This is a genomic window from Streptomyces sp. NPDC005962 (assembly GCF_040629205.1).
Classification (GTDB): Bacteria; Actinomycetota; Actinomycetes; order Streptomycetales; family Streptomycetaceae; genus Streptomyces.
Genome location: NZ_JBEXVE010000042.1, coordinates 1 through 20,875, shown reverse-complemented (window position 1 = coordinate 20,875; position 20,875 = coordinate 1). Strand labels below are relative to the sequence as shown.

Here is a 20,875-nt window from a genome sequence, read left to right as displayed (position 1 = left end):
CGTGGTGGTGCTTTCCGGCGGGATGGACTCGACCACGCTGATGGCGCATTACGCCGCATTGCGGTTCCGGCTCATCGCGGTCACCATCGACTACGGGCAACGGCATCACCGGGAGATCGACTCCGCGCGGGCCGTCGCGGCCCACTTCGGCGCCGAGCATCGAGTCGTGGACCTGAGCGGATTCGGCGCGCTGCTGTCCGGTTCCGCGCTCACCGACGACACCGTCGAGGTACCGAGCGGACATTACGCCGAGCAGTCGATGCGGACGACCGTCGTGCCCAACCGGAACGCGGTCCTGGCCAACGTCGCGGTCGCAGTGGGAGTCGCGGTGCGCGCCGGCACTGTCGCACTGGGGGTGCACGCGGGCGATCACTTCATCTACCCCGACTGCCGACCGGCGTTCCTCGCCGCACTGCGAGAACTCGTCGCCGTAGCGAACGAGGGCTTTCCGACACCCCAGGTCGAAGCCCCGTTCATGACCTGGTCCAAGGCACAGATCGCGGAGCACGGCACCCGGTTGGATGCACCGCTGGCGCAGAGCTGGTCGTGCTATCGCGGTGGTGACGCACACTGCGGCACATGTGGCACCTGCTACGAACGCCGGGAGGCCTTCCAGGAGGCCGGAGTGGTCGACCCGACTGAATACCTGGACTCCGTGACCACGTTCGCCTCTCCGTGACGCGTCCGCTTTGGAACAGGAACGCATGGGGCGGCACAGGTATGCCCCCGGGAGAGGGATCGGAAGCGTTGGGGCGCGCCCTACCCGACGCGTCGGCCACGTCGGCCGCTGCCGGTCCGACTGCTTCCGGCGGATTCGCCCCGGGCCCCATCGTCAACTGTCCATCGTCTGCTCCTCAGAGACGGCGAACCGCTTTCGCGACGCCGACACCCTCAGCACACCATGGTGCTGACCGACACAGCCGAACCGATTGACCCTACACGATTCCTTGGGATTGGAGGACGATAATGAATTTTCCAGAGATCGCAGTCATCGTTCTGGCCCATAATCGACAGGCGCATCTCGATATGGTTCTTGCGCGATTGCAAGAGCAGGACGTTCCCTTGAAGACCTTTCGGGTAATTCTTGTCGACAACGGTAGCTCGCCCTCGCTGGAACCGATGGTCCGGTCCTACAGCTCAAAACTGCCACTCACGTATGTGCGATTGGCAGACGATCTTTCCAGGGCGGCAGCTCGAAACCGAGGACTCGCAGAAGTCGCCGAACCCAACGTTCTGTTTCTGGACGGTGATACGCTGGCCGACTTCGATCTGATCAGGCAGCACCTGGAGACGCTCAAAGACGATCAGGTCGTGGTGAGCCTTGGTGCCCGCAGGGACCCGAGGCGTAGGTCACTGTTCGATCAGGCGCCGATCGAACACGGTGATTACAGGTCGTTTGCGGCACTACAGATGGAGGCGTCGGAAGATGGACGCGTTTCCATAATCAACCTACCGGCAATTAAAGCGAATTTTGATCAAATCGGATATCGCTTCTTCTTCACACATAATATCGCGATGCGGACCGCTGCCGCTACTGCGGTCGGCGGCTTCAATGAAAAGCTCACCGGGTGGGGGTTGGAAGATCTCGAATTCGGTTTTCGCGTACAGGAGCACCTCCGAAATGGCGAAGTGATGCGGTGGTCACCACGGGCCGGATCAATGCATGTCCCTCACCTTCGGGACTTCGGGCGCAACCTGGATGAAATCAGGTCCAACCAGACTCTCCTATTGGATACTTACAAGTCATTCCATTGGGAAGGCCATTGGATTGCGCCGCCGAGCGTGGAGTGTCTCCGCATCCTTATACTTGAGCGGATTGCCGAAAGGCTCCGAGGGCGCACTTTGGTGAGAAGCCAGGATCTCATAGAGATCGAGAGGTGGGTTGAACGGGACCGGTCCAGGAATTCGTGGTTGCTCAGCACCGGGCACATAGAGGGTTGGGATACCGCGCCAACGGGTTACCGCTCCGTCCTCGGCAACTGGCGCGATCCAGCCGTGCCGAGCTTCTGTGGGACAGAGCTTCCTTCGGGTGACTCTTCGGTGGACAATGTCATTAACCTTGATATTTGGCGTGTGCTGCCATGGCTCCATGTCTCCAGGCTTCTGTCCGAGGCGCTCCGTGTCGGCGAGACCGCCTGTTTCGTGGCCACGGCTCAGCATGACGCGGAATTTGCGGACTTGGAGGCCGACAAGTCGCCGGATGTTCAGAACTCGTGCTTCGTTCGGGATGCGGAGTGGCTTGCCGACGAGATCGGCGAGCTCGGCTACACCCAGGAAACCCTACGTACACCGTCGGCGATCGCTGTTCGAGTAACAAAGGCACGGTCACTTTGATCGCTGGTCGACTTCCCGCGATGTGAACCACCCCCGGGAGTTCGTGGCACGGTCACCCGAAACGCCCCGATCAATGAGGCTGCCCGCTGGCTCCTGTCGCCGACGACGAGCGCTGCTCATGCCCGGACAGTCAATCGCAATGGACCATGCCCGAGATGACACAGGAGATCGGTGTCGCGTTACGTGATCGTTACAATAGTTATTTCCCAAAGCACGGGACGGAACTGACCTTCGAGGGCATGTTCGCGCCACCCCGAGCTGTATACACTTTTCCTCGATCGCTACAACGCCAGAACGGCGATCCACGACGCAGGTGGGGTACGCCGTGCAGTTGCGATCACCGAGGAGTACGTGGCCTGATCCCGGCGCGAGTCATCTTTCCTGAACGCTTGGTGCCGGCGTTGCCATTGGGGCGAGTTCATACAGGTTTGCGGTTCCGCGGGCGCTGGTAGGCAGAACGAGCTGCCAGGAGCCGCCGGATTTCTTTGACGGGCACAGAGGCGTGCGTCGGACGGCTTCTGTCCCCTTGCCGTCCTGGCGCCGGTGTCCTGGGCGGTGGGAAGGCATGTGCGCGCATGGTCAGGGTGATGTGCCGGCACCGGCTCGGATATCGGCAGACTTCCTCACCTGCATCACCTTCATCGCGCCCGGCTGGGCGGATTTCCGGCGGCTGTCCGTGATATTCTCCGCCTTGTGATCCCGGCACCGTTGATGCCGAGCGATTGGGAATATCTCGGCCGACGCCTTCCGCAGCCCCATCGCGCAGTTCCCGACGGCCCATTCCGGGTCGCGCATGCCGTGCCTGTGGCAGTCGCACAACAGGTCGGCCCGATGTTCGGTGGACTCGCGCAAACGGGGCTTTAACCGCTCCTTCGTTTCGGCCCTGCCACCCCACCCTCTACGGCGGCAACCGCAGCCGCCGCACGAACCACATATGTCACAACGTGTTCGTGGTGGAGCGGGCCGCTTTATCGCCAACAGGTGGTCACTCACTGCCCTGACCAGCAAAGATCACCTGATCGCGGCTGCCGTACTAGCTGAGTGGGAGAAATGTCCAATGGGTCAAAAGAGAGCGTTCATGGCCTGGTCGGTCTTACGCGAGAAAACGTTCCGTCGGCATTTCATCGCGGAGACCGCCTCCTTGCTCGGTGATGGCATGACCGCAGTCGCTCTGTCTTTCGCGGTGCTGGACCTGACCGGGTCGGTCGGCGACCTAGGGTTCGTCATGGCTTCAGGAGCCATCCCCATGGCCGCGACCCTGCTCATCGGTGGAGTGCTGGCGGACCGGTTCTCGCGTCGGCGAATCATGGTGACAGCCGATCTCGTCCGTCTGGCGTGTCAGGGCATCGTGGCAGCACTACTCCTCAGCGGCCACGCCCAGATATGGCAACTCGCCGCTTTTCAGGCAGTGGGGGGTGTGGCGAGTGCCGCCTTCGGCCCGGCCTGTGCCGGACTCGTTCCTTCACTGGTATCCGACGAACACCTGCAACGTGCCAACGCATTGCGTGGAATGGCATTGTCGGGTGGCAATATCGCAGGTCCGGCGTTGGCAGGTCTCATCGTCTCCTTCGCCGGACCGGGGTGGGCGATCGCCGCTGATGCGGCGACCTTCGGCGTCAGTGCATTCATGCTCTCGCGGATACCCATCGCGACACAACTGCGTACTGCCGGAGGGTCGTTCACGCACGACCTCCTCGAGGGTTGGAGCGAATTCCGCAGTAGGACCTGGTTGTGGATGAGCGTTACCACCTCCTCGCTCAGCAACCTCCTGCTTGCCGCGGTGTTGGTGCTCGGACCGTTCCTCGCGGAGCAGCATTTGGGCGGCCCGGCAGCCTGGGCCACGATGAGCGCCACTCTTGGCGTAGGGCTGATCGTCGGCGGGATGGTCGCCATGCACCTCCGTTCCGAAAGACAGCTCCGCATGGGAGTCGCGGGTCTGGTGATGGCCACGTTACCGACGTTCGGCCTGGCGCTTAAGCTTTCACTTTTCGCGATGTGTTCTCTCGAGTTCATCGCCGGTGTCGGTCTTGCCGTCTTCGGTGCCATGTGGGCCACGACGATGCAAAGGAACATCCCCGAGGACAAACTGTCCCGGGTGAGCGCGTACGCCAACTTCGGGCAGTTGGCCTGTCATCCCATCGGACAGGCGCTGGTCGGTCCCGTGGTCGCGGCGATCGGTGTGTACTCGACCCTGTGGGTGGCCGCGGCCGTTCAACTTCTGTCCGCGCTGGTCGCGCTCAGCACGCCCGCCATCTGGAGACTGCGGACGAAGGGAGAGGTAGCCAAGTCGGAAGCCGAGGCCAAGGTACTCACTGCCGTCTGAGCCGGGAGTTCCGTTGCCGTGGCGCAGGCGTGCCGGTGCTTGAAGCACGCCCTCCCCATCCCGCGGCACTGGGCGCAGCGGGTGGCCGCGACGGCGCCCCATCGAACTGTCGCTGGACCGGTTTCGGCGGGACCGACGCCATCGGAGCGACCATCGTCGTCCTCGTCTGAACGTGCGGGGGCTGCCTCGCCCCAACGCGCTACGGGGCAGAGCAGCGACAACGCGGTTTCCCGGACGCATACTTCGGCAGGCGATGGCGACAGTTTCGGATCCGACCGTGATGTGCCGTATGGCTGCCGTGACCAGACTGAAGGAACGGGGCCCGAGGACTTGGTCCTGCTCGTCGCGGTGTCACCAACGACAGCATCGAAGTCCTCGCGGACAACGACCAAGGAGGGCTGCGCCATTATCATCACGGACGAAATGAAAGCTTTCTTCCTTACAAATGGGTATCTGACCATCCCGAACGTTCTCAGTCCTGCCCAGGTCGCCCGAGGCCGTCGTGCCGTCGCGGCGATGGCGGAGAGCGAAGGATTTACTCTGCAGAAGGGCGATGTCGAGGCCCTGAGGGAAGGCCGCGGCGGGTACTACATTTGGCACCAGCTGTTCAGGAAGGAGCCGCCCACTCTCCTTGATCTCTACAAGGAAGCGGGTATCGGGGAGCTCGCCGACCAACTGCTCAGGGCGGATGCTCCGAGTACTCAACCACGTGTCGCGCAAGTGGTCCTGACCATACCGCCGTACACGAGTTCCGGTCCGCAGGAGGTTCCGCATTTTGACGGGCCCATGCTCATTCCGGGTACCTGGGAGCCCAGTTCGTTCTCCTTGCTGGCAGGCATATGGCTGACACCTCACGAGGTTCCCGGTAACGGGAACCTGCGGGTTTGGCCGGGAACGCACCTCCGATTCGGTGAATACTTGTCAGAGCGCGGCGCCGACGCCATCGGGGACACTCATGAGATGCACGACGGACCGTATCCGAAGATCGAGATGGGCGACCGGGTGACAGTTACCGGAACCGCTGGGTCCGTATATTTCGCGCATTACCTGCTCGCTCACTCGGCCGGCGACTTCACAGGATCGGGAGGAAGTCGTCGGGAGACCGTGTACTACCGGTTGAATGCGGCAGATCACCACACCAATTGGCGCCAGTCCGTAACTGACCCCTTGTTTGAATTCGATCAGGTATGACATCACCGAGCCTGGAGATGTTCATGGCCGTTCTCGGTCTGATCGAACGATCCGAGGTGCGGTACCGTCATGATGCAGCCTTTCCCAACCTCAAGCTGAGGTTGGGAAAGACTCGCTGAGTGGCATGACGCTGGGGTATAAGAGCAAGATCAGCGGGCTCTGGCGAAGGCGTTGCCGACGGTCCCCGTAGGTGCACAGCCGCTGCCCGGCTATAGCTCGGCGATGCGCCAGACCCCGATCGACTTGTCGGAGTACCGGTGTTCGACCTCCGCACCGTTCTCCGTGATCACATCGACTTCGGTGCACTGCTCGTTGATCAGCCGAAAAGGCTTGGGCAGGAGAAAGGGAGCGAGTTCGAAGTTGAGCGGTCGCCATGCCCCGGTCTCGATGTCTGCGCCATTCTCAGGGTGATCGGGGAAGGTGGTCATCGCGAGGTACGTCGAACCGCTTCCCTTGATGTTGGCCAGCGCGCGGCGGACGTCCTCGTCACCGAAGTGCACGAGGCAGTCGCGAGAGAAAACGAGGTCCACCTGCGGCAGTCGATCCCGGGTGAGGTCAATGCCTTGAAACTCGCGGTTCGAGCGGGCAAAGCGCTCCCGGTTCCGGTCGATCACCGCGGGGACGATGTCAGCGCCGATGTAGGTATCGATGCCGAGGTCAACCCGGGACATCCAGAATAAGTCCCCACAGGGTACGTCGAGAAAGCTGCGGACTTCGAGATCGGCCACCAAGGCTGGTAGTTCGGCGCGCAGCGCGGCGGTCTGCGTCAAATTCGACCCAGTACCTGAACGGGAATCGATCTCCGCCCCGACGGTACCGCTGTCGCCCAGCGCCAGCATCCTACTCTCATAAATGTGCGCAAAAGTCTCCCGCATCGACCAGCGCGGTGCATCGTCGGTTACCGACGAAATCACGGAATCGCACATTTCCTTGCAACCTTTCGCCAGGAGAAGCTCACCACAGAAACGGGCAGAATCCAGCATCGCGTTGCGTGGTTTCCCCTGTCAACACCGAACTTCGCCGCGATTTTGCTTCGGTGCCTCGACCGTCGTCTCTCGGTGCCGGGCCGTGATGTCCACCGGAGCGAATTCCTCCATCATGGCCTGAGGAGGGGACGTGATGACTTATCGAACCAGCAAGGAATTTGATTTCTCGGCCAGTCGGCGGCTGAACGGGCTGCATCGTGCAGTCGGAGCCCGTCGTGAACGACATCGCCGGCCACCAGCCGCAGAAGCGCCAAGCCACCGCCCGCAGCCTCGTGGCAGTAGGGAGCCGGGATGAACATCGCCTTCGTCCTCCTGACCCGTGGTTGTGATGAGTCCGGGGGAGTCGAGCGAGCCATCGCCGCACTTGCCGATAGCCTGCGCGAGATCGGTCATCGGGCCGTGCTCATCGCGGGTGGGCCGCCCGGCGTCGAGGAGGAGCGTGACCTGGTTCTGCTCACATCGCTGCGCTTCGACGGGCTGCCCCGGCTGTTCGAGGATCCGGAGCCAGTGTGCAGGGAGGTGCGGGAGATTCTCACCGTCCATGACATCGATGTGGTCTGCTGGGCCGATGCCGTGGCAGGGCTCGGCTTTCTCAGCCCGGCGGCGCCCGGTGTCCGTACCGCGCTGATGGTGCGGAACCTCCGGATGGACGACCACATGCGGCACAGCCTGGCCCAGCGGCCCGACGCCGTCCTCGCGGTCAGCCCCTTCCTGATCGACGAGGCAGCTCAGGCAGGAATGGACACGACGGGCTGGCACGCCCTGCCCGACGCCCTGCCACGTGCCGGCCGGGCCCCGGGCCGGGAGGAACGCGAGCGCCTGCGCCGCACCGGAGCGGTGCGGATCGTGACCAGGGCCGACCCGGCCAAGGGCATCATGGAACTGCTCGACGCGCTTCCCGAGAGTTTCGGACGCCCGGTGCAGCTCGTTCTCGCGGAGACCGGGCTCGAACCGCCCCCCGAGGTGCAGGCGGATGTGGTCAAGGCGGTCCGCTCGCGTGCGGCCGTCTTTCCGAACGTCGAAGTACTTCCTGGTCTTCCCTGGCTGGAAGCACAACCCTTCCTCGCCGAGGCGGCGGTGACCCTGGTGCCGTCGACCAGGCCGGAGACGTTCAATGACGGCGTGGTGGCATCGCTTTCCGTGGGCACCCCCGTCGTGGGCTATGACTTCGGCCACCTTCCGCTGCTGGTCGGCGGCGCAGGGCGGCTGGTACCCCTCGATGCGCTCAGCCCGATGCGCCGCCAGCCCCTGCTGACCGGCAGGACGCTGGAGGCGGTCGACTTCACCAGCAGTGGAACGCGCCTTTGGCGGACCGCCGCCGAACTGCTGGACAACGCGGTCGCGTACCACGCGGCGGCGGCCCAAGCCCTCCATCAAGCCGCCGACCATTCGTCCACCGCGGTCGCCGAGCGCTTCCTGCGCATCACCAACGGCTCCGTGACTACGGATGGGTGGTAGCGATGCCACCACGCGGAGTACAGGTATCCGTCATTATCCCCACCTACAACCGCGCGGAGCTGCTGCGCGCCAGCCTGACCGCCCTCGCCGCACAGCATCCGCCGGACGAAGGCGGATTTGAAGTCATCATCGCCGACGACGGCTCGGCCGACGAAACCCGCTCGGTCGTGCAGGACTTCCGAAATCGACTCACCCTCGGCTACCAGTTCCAGGAGGATCGGGGCTTCCGGGCCGCCGCCGCTCGCAACGCGGGTGCACGATTGGCCTCGGGGCCGGTGCTCGTCTTCCTGGACGCCGGCATCCGGCCGGGGCCCCGCTTCGTCCGCGCCCACCTCGCCGCCCACGCCGCCGCACCGACCGGGCAGACCCTGGCCGTGGCCGGCTACACGTACGGCTATCGTCCCGACGCCGATCAAGTGCCGGGAATCGGCACCGGCTCGCCGGCTCCGACCCCCGAGGAGACCGTCCGCCGCTACGGTCATCTGCCGGGCTTCCAGGACGTCCGCCACCTGGCATTCGAGCGATTCGACTTCGACCTGGGCGCCACCTTGGTCCCGTGGCAGTGGTTCTGGTCCCTCAACTGCTCTGTGCGGGCGGCGGACTTCTGGGCGGTCGGTGGTTTCGACGAAGACTTCCGCAGCTGGGGCGGTGAGGACACGGACCTCGGATATCGACTTCACCGCGGCGGCACGGCCTTCACCGTCAGCAAGGACGCGTGGGCGCTCGACACCCCGCATGAGAGATCTGTCGGGGACGATCTGACCAGTGGCGCCGACAACGTCCTCATGATGGCCCGGAAGCATCCGGAGCCGGTGACCGAGCTGCTGTGGGCGTGGTTCGCCAAGCCGAGCGATCACTTCGAGATCAGCCACGACTGGAACCTGGAGGACGAGTACCTTCTCGTTCTGCGCGCCGCCGAGGATGCGCGCGGAAGGGACGCCGCATCGGAACTGGCAGCGCTCCGATCCCTTCCCGCGGGCACCCGTGTCGCGGTGTTCGGGTGTGGTTCCTCCTTCCCCGAAGGACTGCCCAGGGCGGAGCTGTTCGACTTCGACGAGACCGTCGCGGGTTCCCGCCATCCAGGCGGAGTGGTGCGCCACGGACTGGGCATCCGCACTCCGCTCGCGGACCAGTCCGTGGACCACGTCCTCATCACCTCCCGGCTCTCCGGCGTCTGGGACCGCTGGGGAACCTGGATCCTCGGGGAGGCCCATCGCATCGGCCGACACGTCCACGCCCCACCGGCCAACGGCTAAAGGAAGGCAGCAGTCGTCTACCGCCGAGCCAGGGACTCCACGGCAGCGCACCAGGCGGCCAGGTCGGCCGTCGGGTCCAGTTCCGCGGACCGGGCCTTGGCCCGCTCGGCCGCCTGCTGGTACTCCGCGTCGGTGTCGAGTTTCCGCAGCACCGCTTCGTAGCCGGCGAGGTCGTTCCGGTCCACGAAGATCCCGCCTTCACCGAGGGCTTCGCACAGCCCCGGCGTGGGGTGTGCCACCACCGGCAGGCCGGAGGCGAAGGCCTCCACCGCGGTGAGTCCCCACGACTCGTAGGAACTGGGCATGAGCAGCACCCTCGTGCGGGCGTAGACCTTTTCGCGCATCTCCTCGCCACGGACGTGTTCGACGATCTCCACGTTCGGCAGTTCGGGCAGGATCTGCCACCCGTAGGCGCCGGCCACGGCCAGGAACTTGGTGTCCGGCATGCGCCGGGCCAGCTGCTCCAGTATGTGGCCGCCCTTGTCCGGGTTGCAGTTGACCAGGGTGATCCGGTCGCCGGGCACGGTCACCGCGTACTCGGCCGCGAACACCGGTGGACGCACTACCAGTTCGGAGCCCGGCCGGACCGACGAGGGGTATTCGGCGAAGAACAGTTCCGCCTCCGCCCGCATCCACTCAGAGTTGTAGACGGCCAGCGCGGTGCCGCCGACGGCGATCTCCCGGAACGTTGACCGGTGCGTGTTGTGGCACACCACCACCAGTGGTGTGCCGTAGCTGCGGGCCAGCGAGGCCGTGGCCGGCACGCACTCGAAGTGCGAGAGCACCATGTCGGCCCGGCGGAGCGCGGATGGGAAGTCCAGCCGTGCCTGCGAGGGCACGACCCGGATGCCCCGGTACTCGTACACCTCCGTGGCGTCGCTGTGGCGCGACAGCCACACGCTGACGTCGTGACCGCGCTCGACCAGGGGCCGCAGCATGTTGACGAGCATCTGCTCGCCACCCGCGTTGTACTCCGGCGGAAACGCGTGGACCCGCACGACGATCTTGAGCGGTGCGGCCGTTGCACCCATCAGGACACCTCCCGGGCGCCGGCCATCGTGGCGTGCAGGAACTCCCGAGCTACCGCGGCCGGCGTGTGGGCGGCGACCTGCTGAGGTCCCTGTTGTGAGGCGGCGTGGTATGCCGCGCGGTCGTCGAGCAGTCGTGCCAGCGCCCACCACAACCGCTCGGGTCCGTCGTCCAGATCCACCGTGCGCCCCGCCTTGCCGGTGAGAGTTGCCAGGTAGCCCAGGCCGTAGCTGATCACCGGGGTACCCACTGACAGGGCCTCGGCGGCGACGTTGCCGAAGCTCTCCGGGCCGGTCGAGGGAACGACGGCGACGGCGGCATCCGCGAGGAACGGCTGGACCTCCCGCCAGTCCAGGGCCGGCAGGATCTTGACTTCGGGAGAGGCCTCGGCCAGCGCCCGGCACTCGTCAAGCACCTGGTCCTGTATGCCCCGCGCCCACTCGAACCGGGCCGACGCGAGCACGATCTCCACAGGGCGGCCCAGCTCGTGGCCGGGATGTGCGCGCAGCAGTTCCGCGACACCCTTTTGCGGATCGGTCCGAGCCACGACCCGCACCGGGCCGGAAAGCCTCAGCCGCTCGCGCCGGTCCGGTCCGGGTGGATCGACCGACACGGGCACGGCATTGGGCAGCGTCTGCCAGCCGTCGCAGGTCAGTCCGGCACCCCTGGACTGGTCGATTAGGAAGTCGCTGACGGCGAGGACGGCGTCGGGGCGGTGCTCCAGGCTCTCCCGCATGGACTGGTCGGCGCGCATGAAGTGGACCATCAGCGCGGTGCGCGCCCCGGGCGGTGCCGGGCTGAGGTAACCCAGACCCGCGACCGCATCGGCCCAGACCACCAGATCGACCCGGCGCTCGGACAGCACCCGCCGTACCTCCTCCCGGACGGGAGCCGGGTCGGGCAACAGGGTCAGCATCTCGTCGACCAGCATCGGTCGGGGCAGCGACACGGAGTTCAGGCGTACCAGGTCAGGAGGGCCGTTCCGGCAGGGCGGGCCGGCGGCCACGATCAGGGTGCGGTGGCCCAGTTCACGCAGACCGTTGGCGAGTGAGTCCACGGCCCGTTCGATACCGGCGGGTTCGTCCGGGGAATAGGTGAGCAGGACGAAGGCGATGGTCAGCGGGGCGTCCGTGTTCGTCATCGCTGCCTCGACAGGCTGGGGAAGACGGTGGCGATGAGCTCCTGGCGGGCCGGTCCGTCATCATCGAAGACCCCGTTGAACACCGAGGAGGTCATCAGGGCCGGGGTGCGGATGCCGCGCATGCTCATGCACAGGTGCTCGCCCTGCGCGATGACCGCCACGTCGGGCGACCCGCTGACCGTGGAGACCTCCGCGGCGATGTCCTGCACCAGCCGCTCCTGGATCTGGAGCCGGTGGGCGTGCCGGTGGGCGATCCGAGCGAACTTCGACAGGCCCAACACGTCGCCGATGGGCCGGTAGGCGATGGCGACGGTGCACGAGAACGGCAGTAAGTGGTGCTCGCACAACGACCACAGGTGGACGTCCGAAACGGTGACGGTCTGCGCCTGCTGGGTCACCAGCGGAAAGAGGGTGCTGACCTCACCCGCATCGTAGTCGGAGAACTCCCGCCACCAGCGGGCGAACCGAGCCGGGGTCTGTTTCAGCCCGTCCCGGTCGGGGTCCTCGCCGATCTCGATGAGCAGTCGGCGGGCTATGTCCTCCAGCGGGTCGCTGCTCTCGGCCGCGAGGTCCGGCTGTCCCGTGCTAATTGTCACGCCTACTTTCCCCTTCTGTCGCCCCACACGGCGACGTGCAGTCTGGTAGTGAGGTTCCATCCCCGGGCGATCACCGCGTCGCCGAGTGCGGCCAGCCGCAGGCTCAGCTCGTCCGGCGTCCGCCCCTCGGGCATGACCCACACCGGCGTGGTGCCGTGGCGCTCGACGACGTCCGCCACCTCGGCAAGATCTTCTGGGCTCCGGCAGACGAACTTGAAGGCCGTCCCCGGCACCGCGGCGAGCGCGGTCAGGGCCCGTGGGACGAGTCGGCGTGCCGCCGGGTCACCCGAGTGTGCCAGCTTCGGCGAGACGTTGAACCGCACGCCGAGAGCCGCCAACTCGGACAGGGGCTCGATGGTCCCGTTGGTCTCGACCTCGACCGAGTGGCCGGTGGCCGTGAGTGCGCGCAGCAGCGGCAGCAGGCGATCCTGCTGGCTGAGCGGCTCACCGCCGGAGACGACGACCAGCGGCACCGCGTATCCGCTGAGCTCCTCGAGCACCTCGCGCCAAGCCATCGGGTGCAGCTCCGTCCGGGGGCTGTGCGCTACCCCGGTGTCGCCTACGCCGGTCCAGTCCCAGGTGTAGGGGGTGTCGCACCAGCGGCAGGACAGATTACAGCCACCGAGCCGGACGAACGCGCAACGCCGTCCGGCAGAAGGCCCTTCTCCTTGTATGGTCCTCAAGTGGGGCCGAAGATCTCGTTGACCACGAGCTTCGGTTCCACCACGGCACCACCTCCTCCGCCCCTCGCACCGGCCGTGCGAGCCCGCGTCACGGCCGGTACTCCGCCCAGGTCTTGGCGGTTTCTCTGACGCGCACCGCACTGAGCTCCGGGAAGTGCTGCTGCCACTGCTCGTACATCCACCGCGCCAGGTTCTCGGCCGAGGGATTGCGGTCGACAAGCAGATCGTTGAGGTGCCGGTGGTCGACCTTGTCGTCCAGCCATTGGCGGAACGGGGCGAGGTCGCCGTAGTCCCGGACGAAGCCGACTCCGTCCAGGCTGTCCGACGCAGCCGACAGCTCCAGTTCGACGACGTAGTTGTGGCCGTGCAGGCGCCCGCACTGGTGCTCCGGGGGCAAGCCATCGAGCCGGTGGCTGGCTGAGAAGTGGAATTCCTTGCTGATCCGATACACCATGTCCGACCTCCTGGGGCCATCGTGTCGACTTGGAGACACCCGCACATCACGGCACGCACCGAAGGTGGCCTCATCGGACGCCGAAGGTTGTCGGTCCGACTACCGGTAGTTGGTTGAGACCGTGGCCTATGCGGTGCCCAGCTGTAGTCGCAGGTCGGGGCGGCACCGTGGCCAATCAGGTACGGCTTGCCGGGCGAGTACAGCAGGTTCGGGTTGCGGCACGACCGGTCCACGTTGCCGATCTGCACGTCGAACGGTGCCCCAAGTCGTGGACCACCGTCGAGCCAGGCAGACGAGCCGCCCCTCGCGTAACGGGATGACCTATCGCACCGCGCTGACCTGCGCAATGTCTGCCGCCGTGCTGGTCAAGAGTGCAGACGCGTATCCGATTCGACGACGCAAGTTCCGATGGGATTGCCGTTGACAGGGCATTACTGTTGCTGAGGTAGCGCCGGATGCCTAGGAGGGGCCATGCACTTCGGTTTCGTCGCGTCAGCGGCGTTCGGCCACGTCAACCCGACCTTGCCCCTGGTGGAAGAACTGGTGGCGCGCGGCCATCAGGTCAGCTATGCCACCGGCCCGGAACAGTTGCCCGCGGTCGTCCGTGCTGGTGCGATCCCGCTGGAGATGGACTGGCAGGTGGAGTTAGGTTCCTTTGCGGGCACGGTCTTCACTACGGACGGCGTGGTGGGGATGATCAACACGTCCCTCCTCGAGACGGTCGCCCATTTCCCGCCGCTGCTCGACTCGCTCGACAAGGCGGGGGTGGAGGCCCTCTGCATCGACACAATCGAGCCGGCCGGTCGATGCGTCGCGCACAAGCTCGGACTGCCCGAGGTGCTCACCGTGCCACACATCGCGGTCAACGAGCACTTCACGTTGCAGGAGTTCATGTTCCCGAGCGACTTCGATCCGACCGACCCGAAGATGGGCGAGATCGGCCGGATCACCGAGACCTTTCTGACCGAACACGACTTGCCGGCCGAATTGCTCCTACCGGGGGCCAAGGCCGCCCCGCTCCACCTAGTGTTCGTGCCGCGCTGGTTTCAGCCGCGCGGGGACACCTTCGACGACACCTTCGCGTTTCTTGGTCCCGCGCTGCCCAGACAGGCCGGGGCGCAGCACTGGCAGCCGCCCGCCGATGGCTCCCCGGTACTGCTGGTCTCGGCCGGCACGGTATACAACAACCAGCCGGAACTGCTGGCCAAGTGCGTCAAGGCCTTCGCCGACAGCCCCTGGCATGTGGTGATGGCCACTGGCCGTACGCCGGACCTCGGTCGGGTCCCGGCGAACTTCGAACTGCATCAGCAGGTTCCCCAGTTGGCGGTGCTTCGGCACGCCAAGGCGTTCATCTCCCACTCCGGGATGAATTCCACCATGGAAGCGTTCTACCACGGGGTGCCACTCGTATCGGTGCCGCAAATCCCTGAGCAGCGGCTCAACGGCCAGCGGACCGCCGAACTGGGCCTGGGCCGGGTATTGGAGACCGGGGCGATCACCGCCGAGATGCTCCGCACAACCGTGGACGAGCTGGCCGGGGATCCCGAGGTAGCCGCGAACCTGCGCCAGCGCCAGCAGGATCTACGCACCGGGGACCCGGCCAAGAAGGGTGCCGACGTGCTGGAGGAGCACCTGAGGCTGATTATGTGACAGGGGTGCAGCAGAACGACAAGGCCCGGGCGTGCCTGCCGCAGCCCTGCTGCTGGTTTCTGGACCACGCGGGGTGGATCACCGGCACGGACCGCGTGCTGCTGATGGACACTTGAGGCAGTGGCGCTGCGCTTGCCGGAAATCTCATCCGCCCAGGTCATGTGACATGTCGGTACTCGTGAAGGATGCCGCCGAGGCGCTCTGCGGGTGCCGGTAAATCCACGCAGGTGAGAGCTTGATCAGAGATCTTCGACTTTGGCCGATGCTCACCTCGGCGTCCTCACCTGCACAAGGCCCCGACGGCATCATGATCTGTCGTGGTGCTGCGCCTTGTAGGTGCCGAGAAGTACGTCCGTGCAGGTCATGCGACGTGGTGATACTCGTGGAGGACTGCCCTTGCCGGAAACCTCATCCGTGCCTACGGCCGCTTCCTCGCAGAGATCCCGGACTCACCGAACGTCGACGGAGCTGTCCAGAGCAGTCACGCCTTCACCGTCCACGAGGCCGAGCACACGGACGACTTCTATGCCGCTGCCGACGACGCCAAACTCACCCGCAAAAGCAACGCCCTCGACTTCCTCGACGCAGCCGACGACTCCGGAGCTGGCATGACCGGCTACCAGTCCCTCATCTCCGGCACCTTCTACCGTCACGCCGTCCTCGACCGACTCAAACTGCGGCAGAACCTGCGTGCAGCGGGCATGTCCGAAGCGGATGCTGAGTCCGCATCCGTTGCCGCCGAGGCGGAGTTCGTCAGCGCCTTCGTCAATGCATTCCCACAGGCCAAGAAGAACTCGACCGCCTCGACCGGGGCGCTGCCCGCTCTGGTTCTCGCCTTCGACGGAGACCGCCCGTTCAACTACGCCGCCGCTTTCCAACGGCCCATCGACGAGGTCACCGACGGTGGCCCCGCGGGAGAGCTCGCCGTACGCCGACTCCTCGCCCACCACGACTTCGTCTGTCGGCGGCGTGACGACCTCACGGCAGGTCGCGTCCTCACCTACGAGTCCGCCATCCATGCCATCCTCCAAGAGCTGGGAGTTAAGGACGTGGAGTCTGTCGAGGAGCTCACGGCGTGACCGGACACGTCCTGCTCATAAGGCTCGCCGCACCCCTGCAGTCCTGGGGGACGGTCTCCCGATTCTCCCGACGTGACACCCACAGCCGTCCGACAAAGTCCGGGCTGATCGGTCTGTGCGCCGCGGCCCTCGGACATGACCGGGCCGAGGAAGAGAAACTGCGCGAACTCGCCGCAGTCCGTTTCGGAGTCCGCGCTGATCACCCCGGCACCCCGGTGCGCGACTACCACGTCGTCGGGGCCGGTAAATACCCTGTCCGACCGCGTGACATCATCACCGACCACCGCAGGGCAGCAGCGCTAGCCTCCGACATGGCGAACACTGACGGCACGGCGTTCGGCCACCACGAGCTCACCGACTGGTACGGAGCGCCGAAATACATCGTCTCCGAAGCGGATTCGGGCGCTCTGGTCTCGAAGCAGCTTTCGCGCGGCGCGCTCGTCACCGAACGTTGGTACCTGGCTGATGCCGCGTTCGTCGCCGCCCTGCAACACCCTGACCGATCCTTCCTCGAGACGGTCGCTGCGGCGCTTGAGAACCCCAAGCGACTGCTGTGGCTGGGGCGCAAATCGTGCCCACCGTCCGGAACGCTGGCCGGCCCCCTGAAAAGCGGGACGGTCGAAGACGCTTTCCAGTCCACTGCGCTGTTGCCGTCGCAGAGCATCGGGGCACGGCCGTCGCCCCGGCCCTGGGCCTGGATCGAGGCGGCACCGGGCGCCCCAGCAGCAGCCCCAGTTCAGGACCAGCCCATCACCTTCGACGCGGACCGTCGCGCACACGCAACGCGCTGGGAGACGCGGAGCCGCGTCACCATCGCTGAGAACGCCACCGAATGGGACATCATCCCGTGACCAAACCCCCCGCCGCAGCCCGCTTCGTCGCCACGCACAGCATCCTGACCATGGATGCCCGACACCCGTACACCGCCAAATCCCTCGTCGACGCCCAGGACATGCACCGCACCGTCATGAGCGGCTTTCGCGGCTGGGTCGCCGACGGCGACCGCGATGCCCGCGCGCAGATGGGAGTACTGTCGACTTGGTCCGTAGACCTGAAGGCTGGCGCGCTCGTCCTGGTCGTGCAGTCCAGGGTGCCGGGGGACTGGGCAGGCATGCCCCGCGGGGCACTCACCGACAAACCGCACGTCATCACAGTCGACCGCACCTTCCACATCGGCGACTCCCTGACCTTCCGCACAGTCATTAACCCCACTCGCAACCGCCCTTCCGGAACTTCGGCTCCCAACCGGCCGCGCGGCCGACGTACCGCTCATACTCGCCCCGACCATGTGAAGAACTGGTTCGTACGCCGTCTCCAGCCCCTCGGCGAGCCGCGCAAAGGTCCTCACGGCGGGCCCCGTATCGGCGCAACCGCCGACGAGGAGGCCTTGGCAGTCCGGATGCTTCCCACCGTCACAAGTTCCGGCCCCCGCGCAGGACTGCGCATAGTCCGCGCCGAAATCCGAGGCACGCTCACGGTGACTGACCCCGAGGCCTTGGTCGACGCGATGACCCAGGGTATTGGGCACGGACGGGCGTACGGCTGCGGGCTGTTGCTGACCCGGTGAGCGTCATCCGCTGGACGGGCTCCTCCTATGACCATCCCCACGGGGATGGTCCCGGCCTCAAGAGGGGTATCGCCGAGGTGAGCCCAATAGGGGCCATGAGATGATCTTGAATGTCTAAGTGTCGATGCCGGGGACCCTTCGAATGGGGCGTCAGGGCAGCGCTAGCGGGCCCCGCCCCTCCCATCCGCCCCGCCGGCCGTAGTGAGGCGGGCGAGTAGCTCTGGCTGGTCTGCCAGGCCTTTCTCCGCCCATCGACTTGATCGAGGACTCCATGGACGCGCGGTCCACGCGATCCCAGTCGATCGGGCCGAGCGGCGGCTGCGGGTCGTACTCGATGGCGGCCTGAATCATCCGGGCGGCATCCTCGCCCACCAGTTCGGCGGCCAAGTGCAGGGCCATGTCGATGCCCGCCGCCACTCCGGCGGCCGTAAGCACGTGCCCGTCCGCGACCCAGCGCCGGGACACGGGTGTCGCGCCGAAGGCGCGGAGCATCGGCATGGCAGCCCAGTGGGTGACCGCCTCGCGGCCCTCGAGCAGACCGGCGGACCCGAGGATCAGCGAGCCGGTGCAGACCGAAGCCACCACCTTGGTGCTGCGGGCCGCCTGCCGGACGTAGCCGGTCAGCTGTTCGTCCGCGAGGGCGGCGAAGGTCGGGGCCCCGCCGCCCGGGACGATCAGGCCGTACGGGGCGGGCACCTGCTCGAAGGTGTGGGAGGCGGTCACGGACATCGGGCTGTCCGTCGGCAGCGGCTCCCGGGCCGCTGCCACCGTGACGGCCTCGAAGCCGAGTCCGAATTCCTGCAAGGCGCTGATGACCTGGAGCGGCCCGACGAAGTCGAGGGCGGTCAGGCCGGGGTAGAGCACGAACGCGATGGTCCTGGTCGCTGTCATGCCTCCAGCTTTGTCGGGGTGAGCGGCCGTCGGGCGGACCGTGTCTGGAATCCTGTGATCCCTGTCTTTCGGACACCAGGAGTCGCTGATGCGCCGCGTGGTCGTGATCGGGTACCCGGATACCGAGCTGCTCGACATCTCCTGCCCGGCAGGCGTGTTCGACGCGTGTCCCGCTCGGAAATACGATTCTGTTCTGGCCTGCAGCTTCTCGGCGCAGGGTGGCGGCCTGCGTGGCGCCTGGGATGATCTGCCGATGCCGCTTTCAATCGTCACCGCGCTGGTCCGGAACCTGATCAAGGTGCCCGCAGCGGTGCTGCGCAGCCGCGTGGCCAAGGATGCGGAGGTCTTGGCGTTGCGGCACGAGAACGCGGTGCTACGCCGTCGGATCGCCCGAGTCCGCTACGAGCCCGCCGACCGAATCTGGCTCGCCATCCTTTCCCGACTGGTCCCGCGGGAACGCTGGCGCCGCGTATTCGCAGTCACCCCCACCACACTACTGGCCTGGCACCGGCAACTCATCGCGCGGAAGTGGACGTTCCCCCAACACCGCCGCCCCGGCAGGCCGTCCACCGCGCCCACCGTCAAACAGCTCATCCTGCGCCTGGCCAAGGAAAACAGTACGTGGGGCCACCGCCGCATACAGGGCGAACTCGCACGCCTCGGCTACCCGATCGCCCCGTCCACAGTCTGGGAGATCCTGCACGCGGCCGGCATCGATACCGCTCCCCAGCGCTCCGGCCCGACCTGGCGTGAATTCCTCACCACCCAGGCCTACGGCATCCTCGCCGCCGACTTCCTCCACATCGACACCATCACCCTCAAGCGCCTGTACGCCCTGGTCTTCATCGAACACGACACCCGGCGCGTTCACCTCGCCGGCGTCACCGAACGCCCCACCACCCAGTGGACCGTCCAACAGGCCAGGAACCTCACCATGACGCCCCTGGGGTGCCGGATGGACTCCCTGCGCTTCCTCCTCCGGGACCGGGACAGCAAGTACACCAACGCCTTCGACGCCGTCTTCCAGGCCCACGACATGGAGATCCTGCTCAGCCCGCCCCGGGCACCAAAGGCGAACGCAGTCTGCGAGCGAGCTGTGGGCACCCTACGCCGCGAAGTCCTCGACCGGATCCTGATCTACAACGAAGCCCATGCCGTGAAGGTGCTGACCGAGTACATCCGGCACTACAACCAGCACCGCCCCCACCAGTCCCGGCAGCAACTCCCCCCGGACAGTACCGAACTACCCGCCCTGGCCAACGTCACCGACCTCACACCCCATCGAATCGAACGACGGCCCGTCCTCGGTAGCCTGATCAACGAGTACCGCCAGGCTGCCTGACCGAACGGCATCGCCGCAGTACACAGCATCGAATCGTATTTTCGAGCGGCACAGGCCCGTCACGGCCGGTGGCGCATAATACGCATACGGTCTGGAGATGCCCGATCATGACCTTCGGGTACCGCAACGCAGCCCGATTAGGGAAAACCGCGCCGGGATCCGAAAGTATCCGCTGCTCCCGACTCGGAGGTCGCCGACCGGATGAGGATGGGGCCCGCATAGCGCATTTCTCGGAGGGTTCGCTGGGTGCGAGGCAGGCGGGCCCTGGACGAACGTCCCGATCAAAGGTGAGGGGTGGGTGCGGTGGAGCGGACGGTAGCGTCGTGCACTGCACCGTCAGGGCGACTGTCGTACGGCCTGGCCGGGAGTCCGGCTCGAGCTGCCGTTACTCACTGTGAGTGCCCCGGCTGCTCAGGTCAGTCAGGCCGGTTGATGCTTGGTGTGGGGATGTGACGTGGGTTCAGGCAGCCAGCAGTGGCTCTCGGTGGGGTCGGTGGCTGACCTCTCGGCTCGATGCTGACGAATTGCTGACCCGCCGCCTGTCGGAGACCCATTGACCTGCGAAAATGTGGAAACCCGCAGTATTGTGGACCATCTTCACGAAGTGTCCGGCACCGTCCGGGCCGATGTGGGTGCAGCACGGGGTGCCGTCCACCTTGGCGGAGATGCTCTCCAGCAGCGGCCCGAGAGACTTGTAGGATTCCACCGATCCGCCGGGCATGATGCTGGGCCCGTTGAGCGCGCCCTCCTCGCCACCGGAGATGCCGGACCCGACGAAGTGCAGCCCGCGCTCGCGCAGCGCGGCCTCCCGGCGCCGGGTGTCATCGAAGTGCGCGTTGCCCCCGTCGATGATCACGTCGCCCTCTTCGAGGAGGGGTGCGAACTCCTCGATGAC

At 66.0% G+C, this 20,875-nt stretch carries 18 protein-coding genes and 1 pseudogene; 11 read left to right on the top strand and 8 right to left on the bottom strand.

The window, feature by feature from the left end:
- The first annotated feature begins 1 nt into the window (after position 1).
- The 4 genes from queC (at position 2) to ABZ370_RS40315 (ending at position 5,848) form a co-directional block, all read left to right on the top strand.
- Complete coding sequence (queC, locus tag ABZ370_RS40330) at positions 2–679, top strand: 7-cyano-7-deazaguanine synthase QueC (protein ID WP_358632295.1); 678 nt, start codon at positions 2–4, stop codon at positions 677–679.
- Between the two features lie 287 nt (positions 680–966).
- Positions 967–2,334, top strand: coding sequence for a glycosyltransferase (locus ABZ370_RS40325; protein ID WP_358632292.1), 1,368 nt, complete (start codon positions 967–969; stop codon positions 2,332–2,334).
- Between the two features lie 1,078 nt (positions 2,335–3,412).
- Positions 3,413–4,657: an MFS transporter gene (locus ABZ370_RS40320; protein WP_358632289.1), complete on the top strand. Its 1,245-nt coding sequence runs from the start codon at positions 3,413–3,415 to the stop codon at positions 4,655–4,657.
- A 330-nt stretch (positions 4,658–4,987) separates the two neighbouring features.
- The gene (locus ABZ370_RS40315) at positions 4,988–5,848 is read left to right on the top strand and encodes a phytanoyl-CoA dioxygenase family protein (protein WP_358632287.1); all 861 of its coding nucleotides are present in this window, start codon (positions 4,988–4,990) and stop codon (positions 5,846–5,848) included.
- A gap of 209 nt (positions 5,849–6,057) precedes the next feature.
- Here ABZ370_RS40315 and ABZ370_RS40310 read toward each other — a convergent pair whose 3' ends face one another.
- Entirely contained in the window at positions 6,058–6,831 is a 774-nt protein-coding gene (locus ABZ370_RS40310) for a class I SAM-dependent methyltransferase (protein ID WP_358632284.1), read from the bottom strand.
- Between the two features lie 294 nt (positions 6,832–7,125).
- Between ABZ370_RS40310 and ABZ370_RS40305 the strand changes: the two genes are divergently transcribed.
- Both ABZ370_RS40305 and ABZ370_RS40300 read left to right on the top strand, forming a co-directional pair.
- Entirely contained in the window at positions 7,126–8,292 is a 1,167-nt protein-coding gene (locus ABZ370_RS40305) for a glycosyltransferase (protein WP_358632281.1), read from the top strand.
- A 2-nt stretch (positions 8,293–8,294) separates the two neighbouring features.
- Complete coding sequence (locus tag ABZ370_RS40300; RefSeq protein ID WP_358632278.1) at positions 8,295–9,548, top strand: glycosyltransferase; 1,254 nt, start codon at positions 8,295–8,297, stop codon at positions 9,546–9,548.
- Positions 9,549–9,565: 17 nt separating this feature from the next.
- Here the strand turns inward: ABZ370_RS40300 and ABZ370_RS40295 are convergent, their stop codons facing one another.
- Genes ABZ370_RS40295 through ABZ370_RS40275 form a run of 5 tightly spaced genes read right to left on the bottom strand, consistent with a single transcriptional unit; the run spans position 9,566 to position 13,451 of the window.
- Positions 9,566–10,579 carry a glycosyltransferase family 4 protein gene (locus ABZ370_RS40295; protein ID WP_358632275.1) on the bottom strand — a complete coding sequence of 338 codons (1,014 nt, stop codon included), beginning with the start codon at positions 10,577–10,579 and terminating at the stop codon, positions 9,566–9,568.
- Positions 10,579–11,718, bottom strand: coding sequence for a glycosyltransferase family 4 protein (locus tag ABZ370_RS40290; RefSeq protein ID WP_358632272.1), 1,140 nt, complete (start codon positions 11,716–11,718; stop codon positions 10,579–10,581). The genes ABZ370_RS40295 and ABZ370_RS40290 overlap by 1 nt, the downstream gene beginning before the upstream one ends.
- Positions 11,715–12,314, bottom strand: coding sequence for a GTP cyclohydrolase I FolE (gene folE / locus ABZ370_RS40285; protein ID WP_358632270.1), 600 nt, complete (start codon positions 12,312–12,314; stop codon positions 11,715–11,717). The genes ABZ370_RS40290 and folE overlap by 4 nt, the downstream gene beginning before the upstream one ends.
- Positions 12,315–12,316: 2 nt before the next feature.
- Positions 12,317–13,138, bottom strand: coding sequence for a 7-carboxy-7-deazaguanine synthase QueE (locus tag ABZ370_RS40280; protein WP_358632267.1), 822 nt, complete (start codon positions 13,136–13,138; stop codon positions 12,317–12,319).
- A complete protein-coding gene (locus ABZ370_RS40275) occupies positions 13,086–13,451 on the bottom strand; it encodes a 6-carboxytetrahydropterin synthase (protein WP_358632264.1) in 366 nt (121 codons plus the stop codon). The genes ABZ370_RS40280 and ABZ370_RS40275 overlap by 53 nt, the downstream gene beginning before the upstream one ends.
- Positions 13,452–13,922: 471 nt before the next feature.
- On the opposite strand from ABZ370_RS40275, the gene ABZ370_RS40270 reads away from it, so the two are divergent.
- The 4 genes from ABZ370_RS40270 to ABZ370_RS40255 all read left to right on the top strand — a co-directional run bounded on the left by ABZ370_RS40270 (position 13,923) and on the right by ABZ370_RS40255 (position 17,747).
- Positions 13,923–15,101, top strand: coding sequence for a macrolide family glycosyltransferase (locus ABZ370_RS40270; protein ID WP_358632261.1), 1,179 nt, complete (start codon positions 13,923–13,925; stop codon positions 15,099–15,101).
- 410 nt (positions 15,102–15,511) lie between these two features.
- The gene (locus ABZ370_RS40265; RefSeq protein WP_358632429.1) at positions 15,512–16,180 is read left to right on the top strand and encodes a type I-E CRISPR-associated protein Cas7/Cse4/CasC; all 669 of its coding nucleotides are present in this window, start codon (positions 15,512–15,514) and stop codon (positions 16,178–16,180) included.
- Entirely contained in the window at positions 16,177–17,031 is an 855-nt protein-coding gene (cas5e, locus tag ABZ370_RS40260; protein WP_358632258.1) for a type I-E CRISPR-associated protein Cas5/CasD, read from the top strand. Before ABZ370_RS40265 ends, cas5e begins: the two co-directional genes overlap by 4 nt.
- Positions 17,028–17,747 (top strand): type I-E CRISPR-associated protein Cas6/Cse3/CasE, encoded by a 720-nt coding sequence (locus ABZ370_RS40255; protein WP_358632255.1) that lies wholly within the window; start codon positions 17,028–17,030, stop codon positions 17,745–17,747. The genes cas5e and ABZ370_RS40255 overlap by 4 nt, the downstream gene beginning before the upstream one ends.
- Positions 17,748–17,897: 150 nt before the next feature.
- Here the strand turns inward: ABZ370_RS40255 and ABZ370_RS40250 are convergent, their stop codons facing one another.
- Positions 17,898–18,638: a DJ-1/PfpI family protein gene (locus tag ABZ370_RS40250; protein WP_358632252.1), complete on the bottom strand. Its 741-nt coding sequence runs from the start codon at positions 18,636–18,638 to the stop codon at positions 17,898–17,900.
- Positions 18,639–18,891: 253 nt separating this feature from the next.
- Here ABZ370_RS40250 and ABZ370_RS40245 point away from each other — a divergent pair, with 253 nt between their 5' ends.
- A complete protein-coding gene (locus tag ABZ370_RS40245) occupies positions 18,892–19,980 on the top strand; it encodes an integrase core domain-containing protein (RefSeq protein WP_358632426.1) in 1,089 nt (362 codons plus the stop codon).
- Positions 19,981–20,563: 583 nt separating this feature from the next.
- On the opposite strand, the pseudogene ABZ370_RS40240 reads toward ABZ370_RS40245, so the two are convergent.
- Positions 20,564–20,875, bottom strand: a pseudogene (locus ABZ370_RS40240) (NAD(P)-binding domain-containing protein); the annotation flags it as partial.